Source organism: Mesorhizobium sp. M0491 (assembly GCF_040321265.1).
GTDB lineage: Bacteria > Pseudomonadota > Alphaproteobacteria > Rhizobiales > Rhizobiaceae > Mesorhizobium.
The window spans coordinates 109413-132839 of sequence record NZ_JAMYRE010000007.1 but is presented as its reverse complement, the minus strand read 5'-3'; the positions used below and the strand labels follow the sequence as shown (position 1 = coordinate 132839).

13 protein-coding genes are annotated in these 23427 nt (G+C 64.1%); 10 read left to right on the top strand and 3 right to left on the bottom strand.

All coding sequences use genetic code 11. The features are described from left to right. Positions 1 to 33: 33 nt before the first annotated feature. The 8 genes from hutI to NKI69_RS10990 all read left to right on the top strand — a co-directional run bounded on the left by hutI (position 34) and on the right by NKI69_RS10990 (position 17966). The gene (gene hutI, locus NKI69_RS11025; protein ID WP_352721277.1) at positions 34 to 1269 is read left to right on the top strand and encodes an imidazolonepropionase; all 1236 of its coding nucleotides are present in this window, start codon (positions 34 to 36) and stop codon (positions 1267 to 1269) included. Continuing rightward, positions 1266 to 2807 (top strand): histidine ammonia-lyase, encoded by a 1542-nt coding sequence (gene hutH / locus NKI69_RS11020; protein ID WP_352721275.1) that lies wholly within the window; start codon positions 1266 to 1268, stop codon positions 2805 to 2807. The genes hutI and hutH overlap by 4 nt, the downstream gene beginning before the upstream one ends. Beyond that, positions 2807 to 3625 carry an N-formylglutamate deformylase gene (gene hutG, locus NKI69_RS11015; RefSeq protein ID WP_352721273.1) on the top strand — a complete coding sequence of 273 codons (819 nt, stop codon included), beginning with the start codon at positions 2807 to 2809 and terminating at the stop codon, positions 3623 to 3625. Before hutH ends, hutG begins: the two co-directional genes overlap by 1 nt. A 27-nt stretch (positions 3626 to 3652) precedes the next feature. Beyond that, entirely contained in the window at positions 3653 to 5323 is a 1671-nt protein-coding gene (gene hutU, locus NKI69_RS11010) for a urocanate hydratase (RefSeq protein ID WP_352721272.1), read from the top strand. Positions 5324 to 5335: 12 nt separating this feature from the next. Continuing rightward, entirely contained in the window at positions 5336 to 5923 is a 588-nt protein-coding gene (locus NKI69_RS11005) for a HutD/Ves family protein (RefSeq protein ID WP_352678533.1), read from the top strand. A gap of 268 nt (positions 5924 to 6191) precedes the next feature. Next, positions 6192 to 14774, top strand: a complete 8583-nt coding sequence (locus NKI69_RS11000; RefSeq protein WP_352721270.1) for a glycoside hydrolase family 94 protein — start codon at positions 6192 to 6194, stop codon at positions 14772 to 14774. 510 nt (positions 14775 to 15284) lie between these two features. Then, on the top strand, positions 15285 to 17066 hold the full coding sequence (locus tag NKI69_RS10995) for a glucan ABC transporter ATP-binding protein/ permease (protein ID WP_023810179.1): 1782 nt from the start codon (positions 15285 to 15287) through the stop codon (positions 17064 to 17066). 135 nt (positions 17067 to 17201) lie between these two features. Further along, positions 17202 to 17966 carry a heme ABC transporter permease gene (locus tag NKI69_RS10990; protein ID WP_023810180.1) on the top strand — a complete coding sequence of 255 codons (765 nt, stop codon included), beginning with the start codon at positions 17202 to 17204 and terminating at the stop codon, positions 17964 to 17966. Positions 17967 to 18140: 174 nt separating this feature from the next. On the opposite strand, the gene NKI69_RS10985 is transcribed toward NKI69_RS10990, so the two are convergent. Then, positions 18141 to 19199: a D-TA family PLP-dependent enzyme gene (locus tag NKI69_RS10985; RefSeq protein WP_023810181.1), complete on the bottom strand. Its 1059-nt coding sequence runs from the start codon at positions 19197 to 19199 to the stop codon at positions 18141 to 18143. A gap of 190 nt (positions 19200 to 19389) precedes the next feature. On the opposite strand from NKI69_RS10985, the gene NKI69_RS10980 reads away from it, so the two are divergent. Then, the gene (locus NKI69_RS10980; protein ID WP_013532294.1) at positions 19390 to 20076 is read left to right on the top strand and encodes a D-lyxose/D-mannose family sugar isomerase; all 687 of its coding nucleotides are present in this window, start codon (positions 19390 to 19392) and stop codon (positions 20074 to 20076) included. 69 nt (positions 20077 to 20145) lie between these two features. Here the strand turns inward: NKI69_RS10980 and NKI69_RS10975 are convergent, their stop codons facing one another. Next, positions 20146 to 21150 (bottom strand): L,D-transpeptidase family protein, encoded by a 1005-nt coding sequence (locus tag NKI69_RS10975; RefSeq protein WP_352721267.1) that lies wholly within the window; start codon positions 21148 to 21150, stop codon positions 20146 to 20148. A gap of 269 nt (positions 21151 to 21419) precedes the next feature. Here NKI69_RS10975 and NKI69_RS10970 point away from each other — a divergent pair, with 269 nt between their 5' ends. After that, positions 21420 to 21641: a hypothetical protein gene (locus NKI69_RS10970; protein ID WP_023810183.1), complete on the top strand. Its 222-nt coding sequence runs from the start codon at positions 21420 to 21422 to the stop codon at positions 21639 to 21641. A 99-nt stretch (positions 21642 to 21740) separates the two neighbouring features. On the opposite strand, the gene NKI69_RS10965 is transcribed toward NKI69_RS10970, so the two are convergent. Further along, the gene (locus NKI69_RS10965) at positions 21741 to 23420 is read right to left on the bottom strand and encodes a hypothetical protein (RefSeq protein ID WP_352721265.1); all 1680 of its coding nucleotides are present in this window, start codon (positions 23418 to 23420) and stop codon (positions 21741 to 21743) included. Between the last annotated feature and the right edge of the window lie 7 nt (positions 23421 to 23427).

The following is a 23427-nucleotide window of genomic DNA, read 5'->3' as shown; positions in this document are numbered from 1 at the left end:
ACATAATCGTCATCGATTGAAACGGAAAAGATGATGGCTGGACAGAGCAAAAGCCGGGCAGGGGATCTTCGTCTGTGGCGCAATGCGCAGCTCGCGACCATGGCCGAAGGGTCTGCCGGACTTGGCATCGTCGAACACGGCGCGGTCGCTTCGCGTGACGGCCGCATTGTCTATGCCGGCCCCGAGTCGGAGCTGCCCCCAACACTTGCCCAGGGCGTCGAGACGATCGATTGCGAGGGCCGCTGGATCACACCCGGCCTGATCGACTGCCACACCCATCTGGTCCATGCCGGCAACCGCGCCAACGAATTCGAGATGCGGCTGGCCGGCTCCACCTATGAAGAGGTCGCCCGGGCCGGCGGCGGCATTGTCTCCTCGGTCAAGTCGCTGCGCGCCGCCAGCGAAGACGAACTGGTCACTCAATCGCTGCCGCGCCTCGATGCGCTGATCGCCGAAGGCGTGACCACCGTCGAGATCAAGTCCGGTTATGGCCTCGACCTCGAAAACGAGAAGAAGTCGCTGCGTGCCGCCCGCCAACTGGGCGAGCAACGGCCGGTGACGATCCGCACGACCTTCCTCGGCGCTCACGCGCTGCCGCCGGAAGCCAAGGGCGACAAGGACGCTTTTATCGATCTGGTCGCCAATGAGATTCTTCCGTCGGTTGCCGCCGAGGGACTGGCCGATGCCGTCGACGGTTTTTGCGAGGGCATCGCCTTTTCGCCGGAACAGATGGCGCGCGTCTTCGATGCGGCCAAGGCGGCCGGCCTGCCGGTCAAGCTCCATGCCGACCAGCTGTCCAACCTGCATGGCGCCGAACTCGCCGCCCGCTACGGCGCTCTGTCGGCCGACCATCTCGAATACACCGATGATGCAGGTGCAGCGGCGATGGCCAAGGCCGGAACCGTGGCGACGATCCTGCCCGGCGCCTACTATTTCATCCGCGAAACCAAGAAGCCGCCGATCAGCCTGTTTCGCCAGCACGGCGTCAAGATGGCTGTCGCCACCGACAACAACCCCGGCACCTCGCCGCTGACCTCGCTGCTTCTGACCATGAACATGGCCGCGACCCTGTTCGGCCTGACCGTCGATGAATGTCTTGCCGGCGTCACCCGCGAGGCGGCCCGCGCGCTTGGTTTGCTGGAAGAAACCGGCACGCTTGAGGTCGGAAAGTCCGCCGACCTGGCGATCTGGGACATCGAGCGCCCCGCCGAACTCGTCTACCGCATGGGCTTCAACCCGCTGCATGCCCGCATTTGGAGAGGACAATGACCGAACTGACCCTGAAGCCCGGCAATGCGACGCTGGCGGACTGGCGCGCCATCTATCGTGGCGCCGTGCCCAAGCTGGACAACGCCTGCCGGCCAAAGATCAAGGCGAGCGCCGAGGCCGTCGCCAGGATTGTTGCCAAGGGCGAACCGGTCTATGGCATCAACACCGGTTTCGGCAAACTGGCCAGCGTCCGCATCCCGGCCGAGGATCTCGAGACCTTGCAGCGCAACATCGTGCTGTCGCACGCCGCCGGCGTCGGCGAGCCGATGCCGGTTGCTGTCTGCAGGCTGATGATGGCGCTGAAGCTCGCCAGCCTGGCGCAGGGCGCGTCCGGCGTCAGGCCGCAAACCATCGAATTGCTGGAAGCGATGCTGGCCAACGACGTCATCCCGGTGGTGCCGGCACAAGGTTCCGTCGGCGCCTCCGGTGACCTTGCCCCGCTGTCGCACATGACCGCGGTGATGATCGGCGTCGGCGAATGTTTTACCCCGCATGGCCGTTTTCCGGCCAAGGTCGCCTTCGTCTCGCATGGGCTGGAGCCGGTGACACTGGGCGCCAAGGAGGGCCTGGCGCTGCTCAACGGCACCCAGTTTTCGACCGCCTATGCGCTGGCCGCCTTGTTCGAGGCCGAAGTGCTCTACCAATCGGCGCTGGTCGCCGGTGCCCTGTCGACCGACGCGGCAAAAGGGTCCGACGCCCCCTTCGATCCGCGCATCCATGTGCTGAGAAAGCATCCCGGCCAGATCGAGGCGGCCGACGCCCTGCGCAATCTGATGGCCGGCAGCGCCATCCGAGAATCGCACCGGGTTGGTGACGAACGCGTGCAGGATCCGTACTGCCTGCGCTGCCAGCCTCAGGTGATGGGCGCCGCACTGACCGTGCTGCGCCAGGCGGCCGACACGCTGGGCACCGAAGCCAACGGCGTTACCGACAATCCGCTGATCTTCGCCGAGGATGACACCGCGCTTTCCGGCGGCAATTTTCACGCCGAACCGGTGGCCTTCGCCGCCGACATGATCGCGCTCGCGGTCTGCGAGATCGGCTCGCTGTCGGAACGCCGCATTGCCATGCTTGTCGATCCGGCACTTTCGGGCATGCCGGCCTTCCTGACGCCGAAGCCCGGTCTGAACTCCGGCTTCATGATCCCGCAGGTGACGGCGGCGGCGCTTGTCTCGGAAAACAAGCAGAAAGCCTATCCGGCCAGCGTCGATTCGATTCCCACATCGGCCAACCAGGAAGACCATGTTTCGATGGCCGCGCACGGTGCGCGCCGGCTGATCGGCATGGTCGAGAACGCCACCGCGGTGATCGGCATCGAACTGCTGGCCGCGGCCCAAGGCTGCGATTTCCATGCGCCGCTGGCCTCGAGTGACGCTCTGGAGGCAGTGCGCAAGCTGGTCCGGGCCGAAGTGCCACATCTCGACAATGACCGCCATTTCCACCCCGATATGGAAAAAGCCATCGCCATGGTGCGCAGCGGTGCGGCCATCGAGGCCGCCGGCGGCGTGGCTCTGCCGTCGATTTCCGGAGCGATGTGATGGCAAGCGCGCCCTGGCTGACGGTCACGCCCGGCACAGCCCCGTTGCTGGTGTCGCTACCGCACACCGGCATCGACCTGGCCGGCCTTGAGAATCGGCTGGTCTCGCCCTGGCTCGGCCGCCGCGATTGCGATTGGTGGATCGACAATCTCTATGACTTTGCCGCCGGCCTCGGGGCGACGGTGGTGCACACCGCGATCTCGCGCACCGTCATCGACGTCAACCGCGATCCCTCCGGCGCCTCGCTTTACCCCGGCCAGGCGACGACCGGCCTTTGCCCGACCGAGACTTTCGATGGCGATCCGCTCTATCGCGAGGGCGAAGAACCGGGGCCGTCGGAGATCGACGAGCGTCGCGAGAAATTCTTCGTGCCCTACCATGCCGCCCTGCAGTCCGAAATCGACCGGTTGCGCGGCCTGCACGAAAAGATCGTCCTCTATGACTGCCACTCGATCCGTTCAGTGCTGCCGCGCCTGTTTGAAGGCACGCTGCCGGTTTTCAACCTCGGCACCAATGACGGCAGGAGCGCCGATCCGACGCTGCAGGCGATGGTCGGCCAGATCATGGCCGAAACCGGTGAAACCTCTGTCATCAACGGCCGCTTCAAAGGCGGCTGGATTACACGCCATTTCGGCCAGCCGCAACAAGGCGTGCATGCGCTGCAGATGGAACTTTCCAATCGCGGCTATATGCGCGAGCCCGATGGCAAGGGTACGCCGGACAACTGGCCAGTGCCTTACGATGCCGAGTTTGCCGCACCGATCCGCGCCACGCTGCGGAAAATCCTCGAGACCGCGACATCCTGGGCGCGTGTCTGACATCAGGTCCTTTTATGGAGTGACGCCATGAACAATCCTCGCCACAACATCCGCGAAGTCCGCAGCCCGCGCGGCACCGAAATCAGCGCGCGCTCCTGGCTGACGGAAGCGCCGCTGCGCATGCTGATGAACAATCTCGATCCGGACGTTGCAGAAAATCCCAACGAGCTGGTCGTCTATGGCGGCATCGGCCGGGCGGCGCGCACCTGGAACGACTTTGACCGCATCGTCGCCTCCTTGAGGACGCTGGCCGATGACGAGACTTTGCTGGTGCAGTCAGGCAAGCCGGTCGGCGTCTTCCGCACCCACCCGGACGCGCCGCGTGTGCTGATCGCCAACTCCAATTTGGTGCCGCACTGGGCGAATTGGGAAAAGTTCAACGAGCTCGATAAGAAGGGCTTGATGATGTACGGCCAGATGACGGCCGGCTCGTGGATCTACATCGGCACGCAAGGCATCGTGCAGGGCACCTACGAGACCTTCGTCGAGGCCGGCCGCCAGCACTATGGCGGCAATCTCCGGGGAAAATGGATCCTGACCGGCGGTCTCGGCGGCATGGGTGGCGCCCAGCCGCTCGCCGCCGTCATGGCCGGCGCCTGCTGCCTGGCGATCGAATGCAATCCGGACTCGATCGATTTCCGCCTGCGCACCCGCTACGTCGACGAGCGCGCCGACACGCTCGACGAGGCGCTGGAAAAGATCGAACGCTGGACCAAGGCCGGCGAGGCGAAGTCGGTCGGCCTGCTTGGCAATACGGCCGACATCGTGCCGGAGATGTTCAGGCGTGGCATTCGCCCCGATATGGTCACCGACCAGACCTCGGCGCATGATCCCATCAACGGCTACCTGCCGAAGGGCTGGACGATGGCCGAGTGGCGCGAGAAGCGCGTCAGCGACCCCAAGGAAGTCGAGAAGGCAGCCCGCGCCTCCATGCGCGAACATGTCGAGGCGATGGTGGCGTTCTGGAACGCCGGCGTGCCGACGCTCGACTATGGCAACAACATCCGCCAGGTGGCCAAGGAGGAGGGGTTCGAGAACGCTTTCGCCTTCCCCGGTTTCGTGCCGGCCTATATCCGTCCGCTGTTCTGCCGCGGCATCGGCCCCTTTCGATGGGCGGCCCTGTCGGGCGATCCGGAGGATATCTACAAGACCGACGCCAAGGTGCGCGAACTGACGCCCGGCAACACCCATCTGCACAACTGGCTCGACATGGCGCGTGAGCGCATTGCCTTCCAGGGTCTGCCAGCGCGCATCTGCTGGGTTGGCCTCGGCGACCGGCATCGGCTCGGGCTCGCCTTCAACGAGATGGTGGCCAGGGGCGAGTTGAAGGCGCCTGTCGTCATCGGTCGCGATCACCTCGATTCCGGCTCGGTCGCTTCGCCGAACCGCGAAACGGAATCGATGAAGGACGGCTCGGACGCGGTATCCGACTGGCCGCTGCTCAACGCATTGCTCAACACGGCGTCCGGCGCCACCTGGGTGTCGCTGCACCATGGCGGCGGCGTCGGCATGGGTTTCTCGCAGCACGCCGGCATGGTGATCGTCGCCGACGGCACGCGCGAAGCCGCCAGGCGCCTGGAGCGGGTGTTGTGGAACGACCCGGCGACCGGTGTCATGCGCCACGCCGATGCCGGCTACGAGATCGCCGTCGAATGCGCCAAGGAGCACCAGCTCAATTTGCCCGGCATTCTCGGCTGATTGGTTGAGCCGATGCGTGTTCTGCGGGCAGCCGAATACCGGTCGATGCCGTGGAAGAACGGCGGCGGCGTGACGACGGAAATCGCCGTCTCGCCCACTGGTGCCGGGCTCGACGATTTCGACTGGCGCGTCTCGATGGCGCGCGTCGAATTGAGCGGTCCTTTCTCGCAATTTGCCGGGATCGATCGCACCCTTGCCGTGCTCGAAGGCGAGGGCATCGTCCTCGAGATTGCCGGCCACCCGCCGACATCCATAAACAGGACGACTGCCCTGTTTTCTTTCCCTGCCGACGTGCGGACCTCGGCCGCGCTGATCGGCGGACCGATCACTGATCTCAATGTCATGACCCGCCGAAGCCGGATGACGCATTCGGTCGAACGCCTGGTGATTTCGGCCCCCGTGGAAATCCGGACTGAAGCCGGCACAACGCTGATCCTGTGCTTGAACGGCGACGTCAGCGTGCCCGCCGCTGAACCGGTTCGCCTCGGGCCGCTCGACACGCTGCGGTCCGGTCCGGTCAGCACCGGCCTGCTTGTCCAGCCCGCCCATGAGGCAACGCTGTTCGTGATCCGGATCTGCGCCGTCGCCGGCAACGATTAACGCTTGTTTCCAAACATGATCGCGGTACCGGCGAAATATAGCGTAAGCTGCTGGCGGCATCACGAAAAAGCCTGAATCCTCTCCGCCGATCTGGCTTGGCGGGGAAGTAGGGTGCTTGTCTTTGAGTCTTGCTGAGAGATGACGCCCTGTCGCGGTGCGGAAACAAACTTTCGCCAAGTGGGGTTTATGCAACCAATTGCATTTGAACCGGTTTTAGGGCCATTGCCGTGGCGGTGACGCCGCTCAGTGCCCGCTTACGGAATTTTCAATGAATATTCAGACGAATCCTGCCCAAATCGAGAAGACAAGCGCAAGCTTCCCGGCCATTACCGAAGAGCCGATCCGTTCCAATTACCTGCCCGAAGAGCGCCTTCGGCTGCTTGGCGAAAGCCTGGCAAAAGGCGACCTCACGGACCTGTTCGGCCTGACGCCCTTTGATTTTCAGGCCCGTATCCGGGATAGCGCCAAGAAGATCCTGGAAGTCTACCGGTCGACCAATGCTGCGCAGGCGAGGGGCGAGACGATCACGCCGGCGGCACAATGGCTGCTCGACAACAATTACCTGGTCGAAGAGACCATTTTCCAGGTCAAGCGCGACCTGCCGCGCCGGTTCTATCGTCAGTTGCCGACGCTGAAACTGCCTGACAACGGCACTGTGCCGCGCGCGCTGGCGCTGGCCTGGACCTATGTGGCGCATTCGGACAGTTCCGTTTCGGCGACGATGTTCAAGTCCATCGTCCAGGGTTTCCAGTCGGTCGAGCCGCTGAAGATCGGCGAACTCTGGGCGCTGCCTTCGCTGTTGCGCTTCGTCCTGATCGAAAATCTCCGCCGGCTGGCCGTCAGGGTCAATCGCACCCGCCAGATGCGCCAGATCGCCAACGATGTGGCCGACAAGGTCCTGGCCACCGACGACAGCGCCGACCGGCAGGCGATCCTGTCCAACTTCAGCGCCCACGCGCAGGACACCACCTTCGCCACCCAGCTGCTCTATCGGTTGCGCGATGGATCGCAGAATGCCGGCAAGGCTCTGGAATGGCTGGAAGGCGAGCTTGAAAAGACCGGCTCCGATGCCGAGGAAATCATCATTTCCGAACATCACACGCTGTCCAGCGGCAATGTGACAACGGGCAACATCATCCGCGGCCTGCGCCTCATCAACGACGTCGACTGGACGGTGTGGTTCGAAGGCGTCAGCCGCATCGACACCGTGCTGCGCGAGCGCACCGATTTCGCCGCGCTCGACTTTTTTTCGCGCGATCAGTACCGGACCGCGATCGAGGAATTGGCGCGCCGCTCGAACCTTTCGGAATATCGCGTTGCCGAGAAGGCCATCGAGCTGGCCGGCCACGCCGCCAGCGATGGTGACGGCGACGTCGTTTTAACCGGGTCCGCCCACACCGATGTCGGCTTCTTTCTCGTCGGCCCACGCCGGCTAGAGCTGGAGAAGGCGATCGGCTACCGGCCCACCATCAGCCAGACGGTCAAGCGTGCCTTCCGCAAGACCGGGTGGCTCGGCATCGTCGTACCCGTCTTTGCGCTGACGGCCCTGCTTCTCGTCCTCTCCGGCAACGCGCTTGCCAATCTTGGCCTGTCGGTGCCCTCGATCGTCCTCATGCTGGCGCTTTTTGCCGTGCCGGCCAGCGAGGGCGCGCTCGCCTTCTTCAACACGGTCGTATCGCTGTTCCTGAAACCGACGCGTCTCGTCGGCTACGATTACCGGCACGGCGTTCCGCCCGAGGCGCGCACGCTGGTGGTGGTGCCGTCGCTGATCGGCTCGCGCGACGATGTCGAGGAAAACATCCGGAACATCGAGGTGCATCATCTCGCCAATACGGCCGATGAAATCCATTTCGCGCTGCTGTCGGACTGGCCAGACTCGAAAACCGAGATCGATGCGGCGGACACCGAAATCCTCGAATTCGCCCGTGCCGAGATCGCTCGTCTCAACGCCCGCTATCCCTCCGAAGGCGCGCCGCGTTTCTACATCCTGCACCGGCGCCGGCTCTTCAACGCGGCGCAAGGAGCCTGGATGGGCTGGGAGCGCAAGCGCGGCAAGCTGCACGAGCTCGATCTTCTGCTGCGCGGCGACAGCGACACCACGTTCCTGCCGCTCGACGTGCCGCTGCCGGAGAACGTCGTCCATGTGATGACGCTCGATGCCGACACGCGCACCACCCGTGACGCGGTCGCCACCCTCGTGGGCAAGCTCTGCCACCCGCTCAACCGGCCGCATTTCGATGCCAGCAAGCGCGTCGTCACCGCCGGCTACGCGATCCTGCAGCCGCGCATCACCGCGTCGCTGACATCAGGCGACGATGCGTCGTTCTTCCAGCGGGTGTTTTCGGCAAATCGCGGCCTCGACCCTTATGTCTTTGCCGTGTCCGATCTCTATCAGGACGTCTTCGGCGACGGGTCCTTCACCGGCAAGGGCCTCTATCATGTCGACGCCTTCGAGGCCGCGCTGCAGGGCCGCATCGAGGAAAACACCATCCTCAGCCACGATCTGCTGGAAGGCGCGCTGGCGCGCGCGGCGCTGGTCACCGACGTCGAACTGGTCGAGGACTATCCGACCCGATACTCGGTCGACGCCTCGCGCCACCATCGCTGGGCGCGCGGCGACTGGCAGCTGCTCGGCTTCATGCTCGATCCGCGCTCCGGCGTGCCGGCGCTGTCGCGCTGGAAGATGATCGACAATCTGCGCCGCTCGCTGACGCCGATCTTCTGGGTGATGGCGGCGATCGCCGGCTGGACGCTGCTGCCCTTCACGCAGGCCGCGCAATGGCAGGCCCTGCTGATCCTCAGCCTGTTCATGGCGCCGACATTCGACATCGTCAACGCCATCCTGCCCAAGAGCGGCGACCAGACGCCGCGCGGTCATTTCTCGGCCTTGGCACGCGACGTCGCCTTCGGCACCGCCATGGTGGCGCTGAAGATCGTGCTGATGGCGCACAACGCCTGGATGATGGGCGATGCCATCGTGCGCACGCTCTACCGGCTGTTTGTCAGCCGCCAGAACCTTTTGGAATGGCGCACCGCCTCGCAGGCGCACAAGGCGGGCGACAACGATGTCGGTTCCTATTACGGCATGATGTATGGCGCCGTGATCATCGGCTTCGTCGGCCTTGCCATTCCGGTGCTGGCCGATTCGACCGGCGCCTTCGTCGCCTTCTTCTTCGCCCTGTTCTGGATTGGCTCGCCGGCCATCGCCAGCTGGATCAGCCGTTCGGCTGAAACCGAGGATCGGCTGCGCATATCGCAGGCCGACATCCACACGCTGCGCACGGTGGCGCGGCGCACGTGGCACTATTTCGAAAGCTTCGTGACGGCAGAACACCACCATCTGCCGCCCGATAATTTCCAGGAAAGCCCGGCGCCGGTGGTGGCGCCACGCACCTCGCCGACCAATATCGGCGTCTACCTGCTGTCCGTCGTCTCCGCCCGCGACTTCGGCTGGATCAGCCTGTCCGACGCCATCACCCGCATCGACGCCACCATGGCGACGATCGAGGGCATGCCGCGTGAGCGCGGTCACCTCTTCAACTGGTACGACACGACGACACTGAAGCCGCTCTATCCGCTTTACATCTCGGCTGTCGACAGCGGCAATCTCGCTGGCCATCTGGTGGCGGTGGCGGCGGCCTGCGCCGAATGGGCCGAAGCGCCCTCCGTCCATCTCCAGGGCGATTTCGAAGGCATTCTCGACACGGTCACCATCCTCAGCGAAAGCCTCGATGATTTGCCCGACGACCGCCGTCAGTTGCGCCCGCTGCGCCAGCGTCTCGCGGACCGTCTCGACGGCATGCGGCGCGCTGTCGACACCATCAAGGCGCAGCCCGAAATGGCGTCGATCCGCACCATCAACCTGGCTGTGCTGGCCGGCGAGATCCGCAAATTGGCCACCGCCATCCATACCGAGGCCGTGTCGCCCCAGAGCGACGTCATCGTCGACTGGGCGGCAAGGCTGGAAGCCACCTGCGAAGCGCACGTCCATGACGCGCACAGCGACGACAATGCCGTCGAGGCGCTGCGTGCCAAGCTGCTCACCTTGCGCGAGCGCACGCGCCGCTACGCCTTCGAGATGGATTTCTCCTTCCTGATGCGGCCGGAGCGCAAGCTGTTGTCGATCGGTTACCGGGTCGAGGAGCACCAGCTCGACGAAAGCTGCTACGACCTTCTGGCTTCCGAAGCGCGGCTGACCAGCCTGTTCGCCATCGCCAAGGGCGACCTGCCGACCGAGCACTGGTTCCGGCTTGGCCGGCCGATCGTCGAAATCGGTTTCCAGGGCGCCCTGATGTCCTGGTCCGGCTCGATGTTCGAATACCTGATGCCGCCGCTGGTGATGAAGGAGCCGCAGGGCTCGATCCTCAACCAGACCAGCAAGCTGATCATCAAGCGCCAGATCCAGTACGGCCGCCAGAAGAACGTGCCGTGGGGCATTTCGGAGGCCGCCTACAATGCGCGCGACCGCGAACTGACCTACCAATACACAAATTTCGGCGTTCCAGGTCTCGGGCTGAAGCGCGGCCTTGGCCAGAACACGGTGATCGCGCCTTACGCCACCATACTCGCGGCCCAGTTCAACCCGCGTGAAGCCGTGCTGAATCTCGCCCGATTGCGGGAGATCGGGGCGCTCGGCCGCCACGGTTACTACGATGCCGTCGACTTCACGCCGCAGCGCGTGCCGGAAGGCACGGATCACGTCGTCGTCCAGAACTACATGGCCCACCATTCGGGCATGTCGATCGCGGCGGTTGCCGACGCCATCTTCGAAGGTCGCATGCGCGACCGCTTTCACAGCGACCCGGTCATCGAATCGGCCGAACTCTTGCTGCAGGAGAGGGCGCCGCGCGACATCCCGACCGCGACCGTCAGGACCGAGGCCGACGAACGCTCCAAGGACGAGACCGAAGTCGACAGCCCCGACACCCGCATCGTGCTCAATCCGCTGCAGTCGCTGCGGTCGACCAACGTCATGTCGAACGGCCGCTATTCGGTGATGGTCACCGCGACCGGCTCGGGCTACAGCCGCTGGGGCGATCTCTCCGTCACACGCTGGCAACCGGATCCGACCGAGGACCGGCTCGGCTCCTACATCTTCCTGCGTGACGCAGGCTCAGGTGACTGGTGGTCGGCTACAGCCGAACCGAAGCGCGCCGCCGAGGAAAAGGCGCAGACCTTGTTCTCCGACGACAAGGCGAGCTTCGTCAAATCGGTGGGCACGTTGCGCTCCGAGGTCGAATGCATCGTCATCTCGGAAGGCAATGGCGAGGGCCGTCGGGTCACGCTCTACAATGACGGTCCGTCCGACCGTCACATTGAAGTGACCTCCTTTGCCGAACTGGTGCTCGGCCTGGAGGCGTCCGACAACGCGCATCCGGCCTTCTCGAAGATGTTCGTGGAAACCGAAATCTCTGCGAACAACGCGGCGATCTTCGCCACGCGGCGCAAGCGCGAGACCAGCGAGCCCGATATCGCCATGGTGCATTTCGTCACCGATCCGTCCGGATCGGCGCGCGATGCCGAGGCCGAGACCGACAGGCGCGCCTTCATCGGCCGTGGCCGTACCATCGTCGACGCAGCCGCTTTCGACCCGGGCGCCAGGCTGGGCGGCCATTCAGGCTTTACGCTCGATCCCGTCGCGTCGCTGCGCCGCCAGGTGCGCGTGCCGGCCAACAAGAAGATATCGCTGACCTTCTGGACCGTCGTCGGCGCTGGCCGCACCGAGCTGGACGAAGCCATCGCCCGCCTCGACCATCCGGAGAGCTTTGCCCGCCAGGCCATGCTTGCCTGGACGCGCAGCCAGGTGCAGACCCGCCATATGGGCCTCAGCCTGACCGATGCCGCCAATGTGCAGAAGCTGGCGCGATACCTGATCTATCCGGATCCGTTCCTGCGTCTTCCCGCTGAATCCATCGCCACGGGGCTGGGCAAGCAGTCGAGCCTGTGGCCGACAAGCATTTCCGGCGATTTCCCGATCTTCCTGGTCAGGATCGGCGATGTCGCCGATCTCGAAATCGTTGCCCAGGCGCTGCGTTTCCAGGAATATATGCGCACCCGCGGCATGATGATCGACTTCGTCGTCGTCAACGAGCAGGCGTCCTCCTATGTCCAGGACCTGCAACGGGCGGTCGAGACGCTGTGCGAAAACAGCCGCCTGCGCGGCAAGGAGCTCGGACCGCGCCAGCACATTTTCGCGGTGCGCCGCGACCTCATGGACGAGACCACCTACAAGACGCTGCTCGCTGTCGCCCGGGTGGTCCTGCACACGCGCAACGGCACTATCTTCGACCAGATCGAGCGCGCCGAGGCCGCGGCTCTGCAGGCGCGGGACGCCCTGGCAGCATTGCCGATTCCGCGTGAATTGCCGTCGCCGACACCCACGACGCATGCTCCTGCCTCGCAGGCGGTGGCAAATGTCAGCGCCGATGGCAGCGGGCTCAGCCAGTGGAACGGCTTTGGCGGTTTCGACGGCGACGGGCGGCACTATGTCGTGCGCCTGGCCGGCCGGCGCACGACGCCGCAGCCGTGGATCAACGTCGTCTCCAACGCCTCGTTCGGCTTCCATACCTCGGCCGAGGGCGCCGCCTTCACCTGGAGCCGAAACAGCCGCGACTACCAGTTGACGCCGTGGTCGAATGATCCGGTCTCGAACCGGCCGGGCGAGGGCTTCTATATCTACGATCAGGCGAGCGGCAAGGCATTCTCGCCGCTCGCCGCCATGGTGCGCGATCCCTCGATGACCTACGAGGCCTGGCATGGCCAGGGTTTCTCGACCTTCCGCTCGAAGCGCGGACCATTGTCGATGGATCTCACCCATGTCGTCGATCCGGTCGATCCGCTGAAGATCTCACGGCTGCGCATCCAGAATTCCGGCTCGGTGCCGGCGCGGCTGCGTGTCTATGCCTATGCCGAATGGGTGCTCGGCGGGCACCGGTCGCGCACGGCGGCAACCATCGTCCCGTCGCGGGATGCCGCCAGCGGCGCGCTGCTGGCACAAAACCCCTACGGGCTGGATTTCGGCGAGCGCGTTGCTTTCCTCGCGGCCGACGGTGGCGTCCATTCGGTGACAACAGACCGATCGGAGTTCCTGGGCCGGCATGGTTCCAGCGAGCTACCCCAGGCGGTGCTGAGTGGTGCGGCGCTGTCTGGCCGTGTCGAGGCTGGTGACGATCCGTGCGCGGCGATTGCCCGCGATGTCGAGATTCCGGCTGGCGGCGACGTGACGCTGCTCTGGCTGCTCGGCGACGCCGAGTCCGCCGAGGAGGCTAGCGCGCTGGTGCAAGAGCACCGGGTCAAGGATTTCGACCAGCGGCTGGCCGACAATGAGCGCGAATGGCGCGGCTTTCTCGACACCATCCAGGTCGAAACGCCTGACAAGGCGCTCGACGCCATGGTCAATCACTGGCTGCCCTATCAGAGCCTGGCCTGCCGCATCCGTGCCCGCTCCGCCTTCTATCAGGCCAGCGGCGCCTTCGGCTTCCGCGACCAGTTGCAGGATACGCTGGCGCTGCTGGCGCATGACCCGCAACTGGCGCGCGACCAAATCCTCAACGCGGCGCGGCGGCAGTTCCCCGAAGGCGACGTGCAGCACTGGTGGCTGCCGCGCACGGGTGCTGGCGTGCGTACGTTGATCTCCGACGACGTGGTCTGGCTTGCCCACGCCACGGCGCGCTATTTGCTGGTCACCGGCGATGCCACCATCCTGAAGGAGCAATTGGCCTTCATCGATGGACAGCCGCTGGGCGAGGGCGAGCACGATGCCTTCTTCACCCCGGAAATCTCGAAGAAGACAGCGTCGCTCTACGACCATTGCGCGCGTGCGCTCGATCTCGCCATCAAGCGCAGCAGCCCCGCGGGCCTGCCGCTGATCCTCGGCGGCGACTGGAACGACGGCATGAATCGCGTTGGCGAGCAGGGCAAGGGCGAGAGCGTCTGGCTCGGCTGGTTCCTGCTGAAGACGCTGGGCGACTTCGCCCCCGTCGCCAAGGCCGAGGGCGACGCCAAGCGAGCACAGGCCTGGGCAAAGCATGCCGATGTTCTGAAGCGGGCGCTTGAGAGCACCGCATGGGACGGCGAATGGTACCGGCGCGGCAGTTTCGACGACGGCACCCCTTTGGGGTCTCGCAACTCGCAGGAGTGCAAGATCGACTCGATCGCCCAGTCCTGGAGCGTGCTTTCGGGAGAGGGCGATCCGGCACGGTCGACGACCGCGATGGAGCAAGCAACGAAGCTGCTCGTCGACGACAAGCTGAAGATCGTCAAGCTGTTCACGCCGCCCTTCTCGAAGACGGAGAAGGACCCGGGTTACATCAAGAGCTATCCGCCCGGTGTGCGCGAGAATGGCGGCCAGTACACCCATGCCGCCACATGGTTCGTCATCGCGCTTGCCGAGATGGGACAGGTCGACGAGGCCTATCGCTGTTTCTCGATGCTGAACCCCGTCAACCATGCGACCGACGAGGCCACGGCCGAGCACTATCGTGTCGAGCCCTATGTCGTGGCGGCCGATATCTATGCCGGCGACGACAATGCCGGCAACGGCAAGGGCGGCCGTGGGGGCTGGACCTGGTACACCGGCTCTGCCGGCTGGCTCTACAGGGCTGCGGTCGAGGGCATTCTGGGCATCGAACGGCGCGGCAAACGTGTCCAGTTCAAGCCGAAGCTGCCGAGCCACTGGAATGGGTACTCGGCAAATCTCAAAATGCTGGGAGCGGAACTCAGGGTTCGCGTCATCCGCGACAATAAGGCCAAGGCCGTGTCGCTGGAGGTGAATGGGACAAAGACCAAGGTTTCGGCAGTCGAACTGAAGGACGGCGAAGTTGCCGAGGTGGTCATCCGGATCCCGGCTTAATGCAATGTTGCTCAAAAACTATGCGCTCGGGCCTGGGATCCGGGGCGCGACTTTTGCCGCCACGGCGGGATGAGAGGCCGTCCCGCCTGGCGTTGCCGCCTGCCGATTGAAGGACATGCCACCGAGGAGTGCATGAAATCAAAGGCTTGAGGCGTCCGACAGGGGCGCCACGAGCAGTGAGAGTTTGGCCTCCCTTCACCTGGAAGGGCGCCCTGCAGCTTTGTTTCGCTCTATACTTCGCAAAAGGCGATTTCGGCCTTAGTCATCCGCCCGACATTGTTGCTGATTAAAATTGTGGCAGCACGTGCCAACTGCCATGATTTCGCCGCATGCCTGACATTTTACCTGTCTTCTCAAACCGTTAGGTGATCACGGCAGATTTCGGAACGTCGCCATCTTTTGTTCGCTCTAAGGGAACTGAAGGGGTACACGGCCATTGTTTTGCGACGTATCAACCGGTACGAATAAAATGATGCAGTGCACAATAAACAGCGTGGCGGAGTAACTGGGGTGACCCTTCTGCAAATCTACTGGCGAGCTCTCGGTTATCTGGCCGCGGACAGGAAACGCGTTGCGTTGATCTGTTCGGCCAACGTGGCTCTCGCCATCGTAGCGCTTCTCGAGCCAATTATGTTCGGTCGCGTCATCGGCGCCATCTCCGAGCGTGGCTCTGTCTTCACCACGCTGGTCATGTGGGCCGGTCTCGGCGCCTTCAACATCGTTGCTTTCGTCATGGTGGCGCGCGGCGCTGACCGCTTCGCCCATGCTCGGCGCAGCGAAGTGCTGTGCCAGTCCTTCGAGCGTGTGATCACCATGCCGCTCGCCTGGCACCATCAGCACGGCACCTCCAATGCGCTGCACACGATGCTGCGCGCCGTCGAAACCCTGTTCAGCCTTTGGCTCGAATTCATGCGCCAGCATCTGTCCACGGCTGTCGCCCTCGTGCTGCTGGTTCCGACCGCGATCAGCATGGACCTGCGCATGTCGCTGGTGCTGCTTGGCCTCGGGCTGCTTTATGTCGGCATCGGCCGGATGGTCATGCGCCGCACCAAGGCGGGCCAGGCTGCGGTCGAGCGTCACTACCACAAGGTGTTCGCGCATGTGACCGACTCGGTCAGCAACGTTGCGGTTCTGCAGAGCTACAATCGCCTCGGCCACGAGGCCGATACGCTGCGCCGCTACGTCAAGAACCTGCTCGACGCGCAGAACCCCGTGCTCGACTGGTGGGCGCTGGCCAATGCCTTGCACCGTCTGTCATCGGCAATCTCGATGCTGATCGTGTTGTCGATCGGCTCCTATCTCGTCACTCATGGTCAGTTGGGTGTCGGCGACGTCATTGCCTTCACCGGTTTTGCCACGATGCTGATCGCTCGCCTCGACCAGATGTCGGCTTTCGCCAACCAGATTTCGGAGGCCCGTGCCAAGCTCGAGGATTTCTACCACCTCGAGGACTCCGCGGCTGATGCCGCCGAGCCGGACGGCTTGCGCGATCTTGCCAACGTCACCGGCCATGTCCGCTTCGAGAATGTCGGCTTTGAGTTCGCCAATTCCGGCCAAGGCATCGACGACGTGTCCTTCGAGGTGCAGGCGGGCCAGACCGTCGCCATTGTGGGCCCGACGGGCGCCGGCAAGACCACGCTCATCAACCTGCTGCAGCGTGTCTTCTCGCCGTCCCATGGCCGTATCCTGATCGACGGCATCGACACCCGTACCGTGACCCGCAAGTCGGTGCGCCATTCGATCGCCACCGTGTTCCAGGATGCCGGGCTGCTCAACCGCTCGATCGAGGACAACATCCGTGTTGGCCGCGCCGATGCAAGCAATGACGAGATTCATGCCGCCGCCAATGCGGCTGCCGCACAGGACTTCATCCTGTCCAAGAGCAATGGCTACGACACGGTGGTTGGCGAACGTGGCGGCCAGCTGTCGGGCGGCGAACGTCAGCGCATCGCCATTGCCCGCGCCGTGTTGAAGGACGCACCGATCCTGGTGCTCGACGAGGCGACCAGCGCGCTCGACGTCGAGACCGAGGACCGCGTCAAGGAAGCGATCGACGAACTGCGCCGCGACCGCACCACCTTCATCATCGCCCACCGCCTGACCACCGTTCGCGACGCCGATCTGGTCGTGTTCATGGACAAGGGCAGGGTGGTCGAGATGGGCGGCTTCACCGAGCTGTCGCTGCGCAATGGCCGCTTTGCCAGCCTGTTGCGCGCCGGCGGCCTGCTCAACGACGAGGAAGTCCGCCGCCTCAGCCGCACCGTACAGCAACAGCAGGAAGCAGCCGCCTGAGCTTCTTTCTCCGACCTCCCCTTGTGGGAGGTCGGACCATAGGTCCAGGTGAGAGTACAGGCACGGCCGCCCCAATTGCGTCTGCGACACCACGCTCGATTGCCCCGAACGCCGCGGCGGTTTATGTAGAAACGCATGAGCGACACGACTTCACGCCTGACCGGCTGGATGGATCTCGCCAACCCGACGCGCTTCGTCGGGCTGGCGGACAAGGTCGTGCCGTGGCTGGCCACGATCGCCACACTCATCCTCGCCGTCGGGCTCTATATGAGCTTCGCCGCGCCTGAGGATTTCCAGCAGGGCATAACCGTCCGCATCATGTACATCCACGTGCCTTTCGCCTGGCTGGCCATGATGTGCTACACGCTGATGGCGGTCTCGGCGCTGGGCACGCTTGTCTGGCGGCACCCGCTGGCAGATGTCGCGCTGAAATCCGCAGCCCCCATCGGCGCCGTCTTCACCGCGCTGGCGCTGATCACCGGTTCGATCTGGGGTAAGCCGATGTGGGGCACCTGGTGGGTCTGGGATGCGCGTCTGACCTCGGTCTTCGTGCTGTTCCTGATGTATCTCGGCATCATCGCGCTGACCCGCGCACTCGACGACGCAAGCCGCGCCGCCTGGGCCGCCGCCATCATCACGCTGGTCGGCTTCATCAACATCCCGATCATCAAATTCTCGGTCGACTGGTGGAACACGCTGCATCAGCCGGCCTCGGTGTTCCGCATGGGCGGCTCGACCATCGATCCCAGCCTGCTATGGCCGCTACTGGTGATGGCGCTCGGCTTCACCGTGCTGTTCTTCGCGCTGCACCTGATGGCGATGCGCACCGAAATCCGCCGCCGCCGGGTGATTGCCACGCGCAGGGTTGCGGCACGGCAGGCCGAGCGGTCCGCCAACTGACGCGCGTCGACTGTAATTTTCGCTTTCGCCAACGTCTATCTCTGAGCAGTGAGTGGGGCGCTGAAGCTGCTGATCTCCCCACTTGAGGGGGAGATGGCCGGCAGGCCAGAGGGGGCGCTGTCCCGCCGGCGTGCTGAAGATACTGCGGCGTTTCGCTGGCCTTGACGATGACCCTCACCCCATCCTTCCCCGCGCCGCCACGGGCAACGTTTCCAGCACCGTGTCGCCGTCGACCAGATTGACCTCGTTGAACAGGTTTGTGACGACGCAGCAATGGTCGGGCACGACACGCACGCGCTCGCCGATGCGCAGCTTGCCGTCGCCCGAAAGCGTGACGGTGCCGTGCTCCTCGCTCAGGCCCGTCACCCGCGCTCCCGACACGCCGAGCAACTCGCCAAAATCGGCGAGACCCAGCGTATCGCTGGACAGCGCCTTGCTCCCGGCATCGAGGATAGCGCGCGTCGCTGTGGGATGGCTGACCACCGTCGACAGCACCGTCAGCGCGCAGTCGTCGAGGCCGCCGACGCCTTTGGCGACCTGATAGCGGTCGAGATAGATGTAGGTGCCTGGACGATACTCCGTGACAACAGATGTATCGCTGGAGCGCCACATATCCGGCGTGCCGCCGCTGGAGATGCGTTCGCAGGCGAGGCCCGACGCGGCAAGTGCCTGCTTGGCCTCGGTGAGCCAGGCTTCGGCCTCCGCTGCCCGCCCGGCGGCCGGGTAGGTCATCAGTCCGCCGAAGGCGAGGCCGCCGGCTCTGTCGATCTGTCTTGCCAGCGCGACCGCTTCATCAGCCGACTGCACGCCGCAGCGGCCCATGCCGGTGTCGCATTCGACCAGCACCTGCAAGCGATGACCGGCATCGGTGAAGGTGGTTGCCAGCCCTTCGAGCGTCTCCATGCTGTCCGCTGTCACCGACAGGGTGACGCGCCCGTGCAGCCCCAGAAGCCGCTCCAGCTTGGCGCGCCCAAGGATGTTGTAGGGAAGAAAAATATCGGTCAGCCCGGCATCCGCCATCACCTCGGCCTCGCCAATCTTCTGGCAGGTGATGCCGACGGCGCCGGCCGCCACCTGCTTCTTCGCCCAGTAGGGCAATTTGTGCGTCTTGATATGCGGCCTGAGCTTCAGCCCGTTCTTGTCGGCATGCGCCTGGGCGCGGGCAATGTTGGCTTCCGCGCGCGTGGTGTCGATCAGGATGGATGGCGTATCGAGATCGTGAACGGTCGGCATCATCTTTCACCCCATGAGGAATCCGCGGGTTTTATGGCCCTGAAAATCCGTGATGTCACGCGGCCAGCGAAGCGGATTTGTGGTCCATGCGCCTAAGCGCAACGCCGGACAGGCGGCGAGATGGATCGACACCGCATCGACGTTCGGCTATGCGATTTGCCAGACAAATCGATACGAAGGGATCATGATCATGAAGCGCTCCGCCATCAACGACATCATCCGCGAAGCCGACGCTTTCATCCGCTCGTTCGGCTACATCATGCCGCCCTTCGCCTATTGGTCGCCGCAGGAGGCGAAGGCGCGTCAGGTCGACTCGTCGGCCGTATTCACCTCGCGGCTTGGCTGGGACATCACCGATTACGGGCAAGAGAAATTCAGGGAACTCGGCCTGTTCCTGTTCACCGTTCGCAACGGCCGCTACGAGGACATGAAGAAGGGCATGGGCATGCTCTATGCCGAAAAGATCATGATCTCGCGCAAGGACCAGCTGTCGCCGATGCACCGCCACAACATCAAGGCCGAGGACATCATCAACCGTGGCGGCGGCAAGCTGGTGCTGGAACTGTTCATGCATGACCGCGACGGCGGCATCGATCCCAAGGCCGAGGTCTCGGTGCCGGTCGACGGAACCATCCACAGGCTGCCTGCGGGTGGGCTCCTGAAGCTCGACCCGGGCCAGAGCGTCACGCTGCTGCCCGGCGTCTGGCATGCCTTCTGGGCCGAGGGCAAGGACGTGCTGATCGGCGAGGTCTCGACCGTCAATGACGATCTCACCGACAATGTGTTTCGCGAACCGATCGGCCGTTTTTCCAACATCGACGAAGACGTTGCCCCGATCCACCTGCTGGTGTCCGACTATGAGAAGTGGCTGGGGTAGGGGGCGCCGCCCCATGCCTTCGGTGACGCCAGCCCCACGATCGAAAGCGGGTTAGCCGGTAGCGCCTACCTACTGCGATCCTTGTTCGACCGATCCTGCCGCTTCGTCCTTGAAGACGACCTTTGTGCCTTTTTGCACTTCGGAGGCGAGGTCTTCGGCATCCCAGTTGGTCAGCCTGATGCAACCATGCGAGAAGGTCTTTCCGATCTTGCCTGGGTCCGGCGCCCCGTGAATGCCATAACTATCGATGGACAAATCGATCCAGACCGATCCCACCGGATTGTTTGGTCCGGCAGCGATCGTGAAGGGGCGCTTGGTCTTCACCCCCTTGAAGGCAAACTCTGGATCGTAGTGATAGGTTGGGTGGCGCACCACGCGTTTGACCTCTGCCTCGCCACTCGGCGCGGGCTTCTCCTGGCTCCCGATCGAGGCGGGGTACGTCGCAAGCACTTTGCCGGAAGGGTCGAGCACGCGAACCTGGCGAGCGCTCTTGTCGACCTCGACGTGCCCAATGTCTTGCGGCGGATCACCTCGGGCGACAGCTGGCACCAGCAGCTTTTGCCCCGCCTTTCTGAAGCCGATGCCGGGATTGAGCCGTTCAAGCAGCTGCTCGCTGATGTGGAAGCGCTCCGCCATCTTTTCCAAGGCATTGTGATAGGCGAGCCGGGGCAGGCGGGCCATCCTCTCCATGCGCGCCGGAATTCGCCTGGTGAACGGTCCACGCACATCCTTGCGCGTCAACTCGTAGGTCTCAAGCGCGGGGCGCGAGGATGTCGCGACCAGCTTGTCCCATGTCTCGCGGGTAAGCTTGCCGTCGGCAGGCAATCCGTTGGCCGCTTGAAACGCACTGACTGCCCGGGTGAAGTTCTCTGCTTGGCGGCCGTCGATCAGGCCTGGCGAGAAGCGTGCACGATCCAGGAGGATTTGCGCCTTCAGCACGGTCACACTGACGCCTTTCGCTTCGCTGCCGTCAAATTGGGCGTTGTTGACGGTGGCCGCGTCCAGTTTTGCCGCCGCCGTTGCATCGCATGCCATGACGAGCATGGCGGCCGCGGCAAGAACGAGCCTGATCATGGAGGTCACACTCCTGTATGAGCACCTGCTTCTATGACGTCGCACGGCCGATCTGGTTCCATTTCCCTGCATCTGAGTCCGGCTGCCGAGTGCCGATGCGCCGCAGCGAACCCGGACCAGGAGCACCCGGCGGTGGCGCGGGTGCATTGTTGATAAGGGTCCGCCATCATCAAGATGGATGGCGACTCTCGTCAGCGCCTGTGTTGGCAATGGGCCAAGGTCCCATTGAGCGCCTGTTTTCATAGGCTCAGTGACCGAGGAGAGCCAGGATGACATTTCCTGCCCAGAAGGACAGAAGACCGGCTCAACCAGCCGAGGATGAGCGCCAGGCACGGCTGGAGAAAACAGCCAGGCTCAAGCAGCTTCGGTCCTATGCTTCCTGGCTTTCGTCTGACCCAAACGCCCAGCTTCACGATGAGATAGACTGCTCCGTGCTGATCGACGAAGGCGTGGAACGACGCGGCATGGAGCCTTGGCTGATCGGCAGGTGACACGACCGGGCGGCGAGGTTTCCACCGCCAACGACGATCGGCCGACAATTTGTTTGGCGAGCCGATCGGCCGCAACAGTGGCGACAGGCTGACTTCGCGTCAGTGACAGCAGCCTTGCTGCGCGCTCGTCCTGCACAGGCAGGACGAGGTGATCGGCACATCCGCCTTGGCCATCGCCGCGGCAAGGCTTGTCTGCAATATCGGCAATTCATCAGTCTCGCCGCGCCGTTTCAGGCATTCTACCAGCCCGTGCAGTGCCCAGACATTGTTCGGATGTTGGGCGCAGCGCTGCACCGTGCCGCTCAGGCCCAGGTCGTCGCGATAGACCTGTTCTGCTTCTTGCGCGTTGCTCTGGTCGAGAAGCAGCGCCGCCAGCGCATGGCGCGGCGGGTGCATCCAGGCCCACGGTTCGGTGTAGGACAAATTGTCGTCAAGCTCGACCGCCTGCCGCAAATGGCCATAGGCCTCGTCATGCCGGCCCTGGTGGTACGCCAGCTCGCCGTCGAGCAGAGCGACACCGACAGCCAGCGAAGCCTGCGCCGGGTTGCTGAGGAAGCGCCGCTCGGGCGCAATACCTTTCAGATGCCGATGGAACTCTTCGCGCTCGCGCTCGGCCTCAGCAGATTGCCCAAGCGTCGCATGCGCGACGCCCTTGGCGTAGTGCTGCATGGCCGCCGTCAGCACATAGAGGCCGGGCTCCGCGGTTACAGGCTCGTCGATGATCTCCTGCCAGCGGCCGAAGCGCACTTGCACATGCGATTTCATCGCATGGTAGCCTTCCACCGTCTGCGTGAGCTTGGGCCGGCCCTGGATGGCGACCACCTCGCGCGTGACCAGGCTGCGCACTCTGTCGGCGGCCCACAGTGCAGGCCGGTACTGGCCCGACAACATGCAGGTAAACATCATCAGGTGCAGATCGTGGCAGCAGCCCAGCAAATAGTAGGTCGGCTCGTCCGCATAGGCCAGATAGAGGTCGTTGGCGCGCACCGCCTTTTCGCTGGCACGTTTGGCTTTCTCATACTCGCCGCACAGCACATAGATGTGCCCCGGCATGTGGTTCATATGTCCGGCATCGGGGCACATCTCGCCGAGCAGATCCGCCGAGCGCATGCCGCGCTCCGGCATGGTGGACATTTCCAGGAGATGAATGTGCAGGTGGACGATCGCCGGATGTTGTGCCGCGCCGGCTTCATCGGCAAGCCGGATCGACCGCTCGCAGACATCGAGCGCCTCGACGACATCGGAATTCGGAGCCGGCGCGCCGGTCTTGAGGTTCCACAGCCGCCGCACCGTGCGCATCATCAGCGCTTCGACCAGCAGTGCCATCACATCATGGTCGTCGGGAAAGTCGCTGTACACAAGCCGCATCGCGGCGGCATAGGCGTCACCCCACCGTTCGAATTCCTCGGGGCTCACCCGGTGCGGCTTCTGGAAGCGGGCGGCCAACGCCTCGATCAGCCGCTTCTCGATTTCGTTGGCGGCAACCGCATTGGCCCGCGCAAGCTGGACATGCTCGAAGCAGCGCTTGGCCGCGCTGCCGGCCTCGGCCTCGCCATGCTCCTTCCAGGTCAGATTGTAGAAAGGTCCGGCGGCATAGGCGATGCCCCAATGAACCATCGGACAGTCAGGATCCGTCTCCAGCGCCTTCTGAAAACACTTGATGCCTTCCTCATGGTTGAAGCCGTAGCACCAGTTGAGGCCGATATCGAACCAACGCTGGGTTTCTGCCGAGCGAGTGGAGATGGGGCGGCGGTAGGTGCCGAGGTCGAAGCGGTCCATGTCTTCC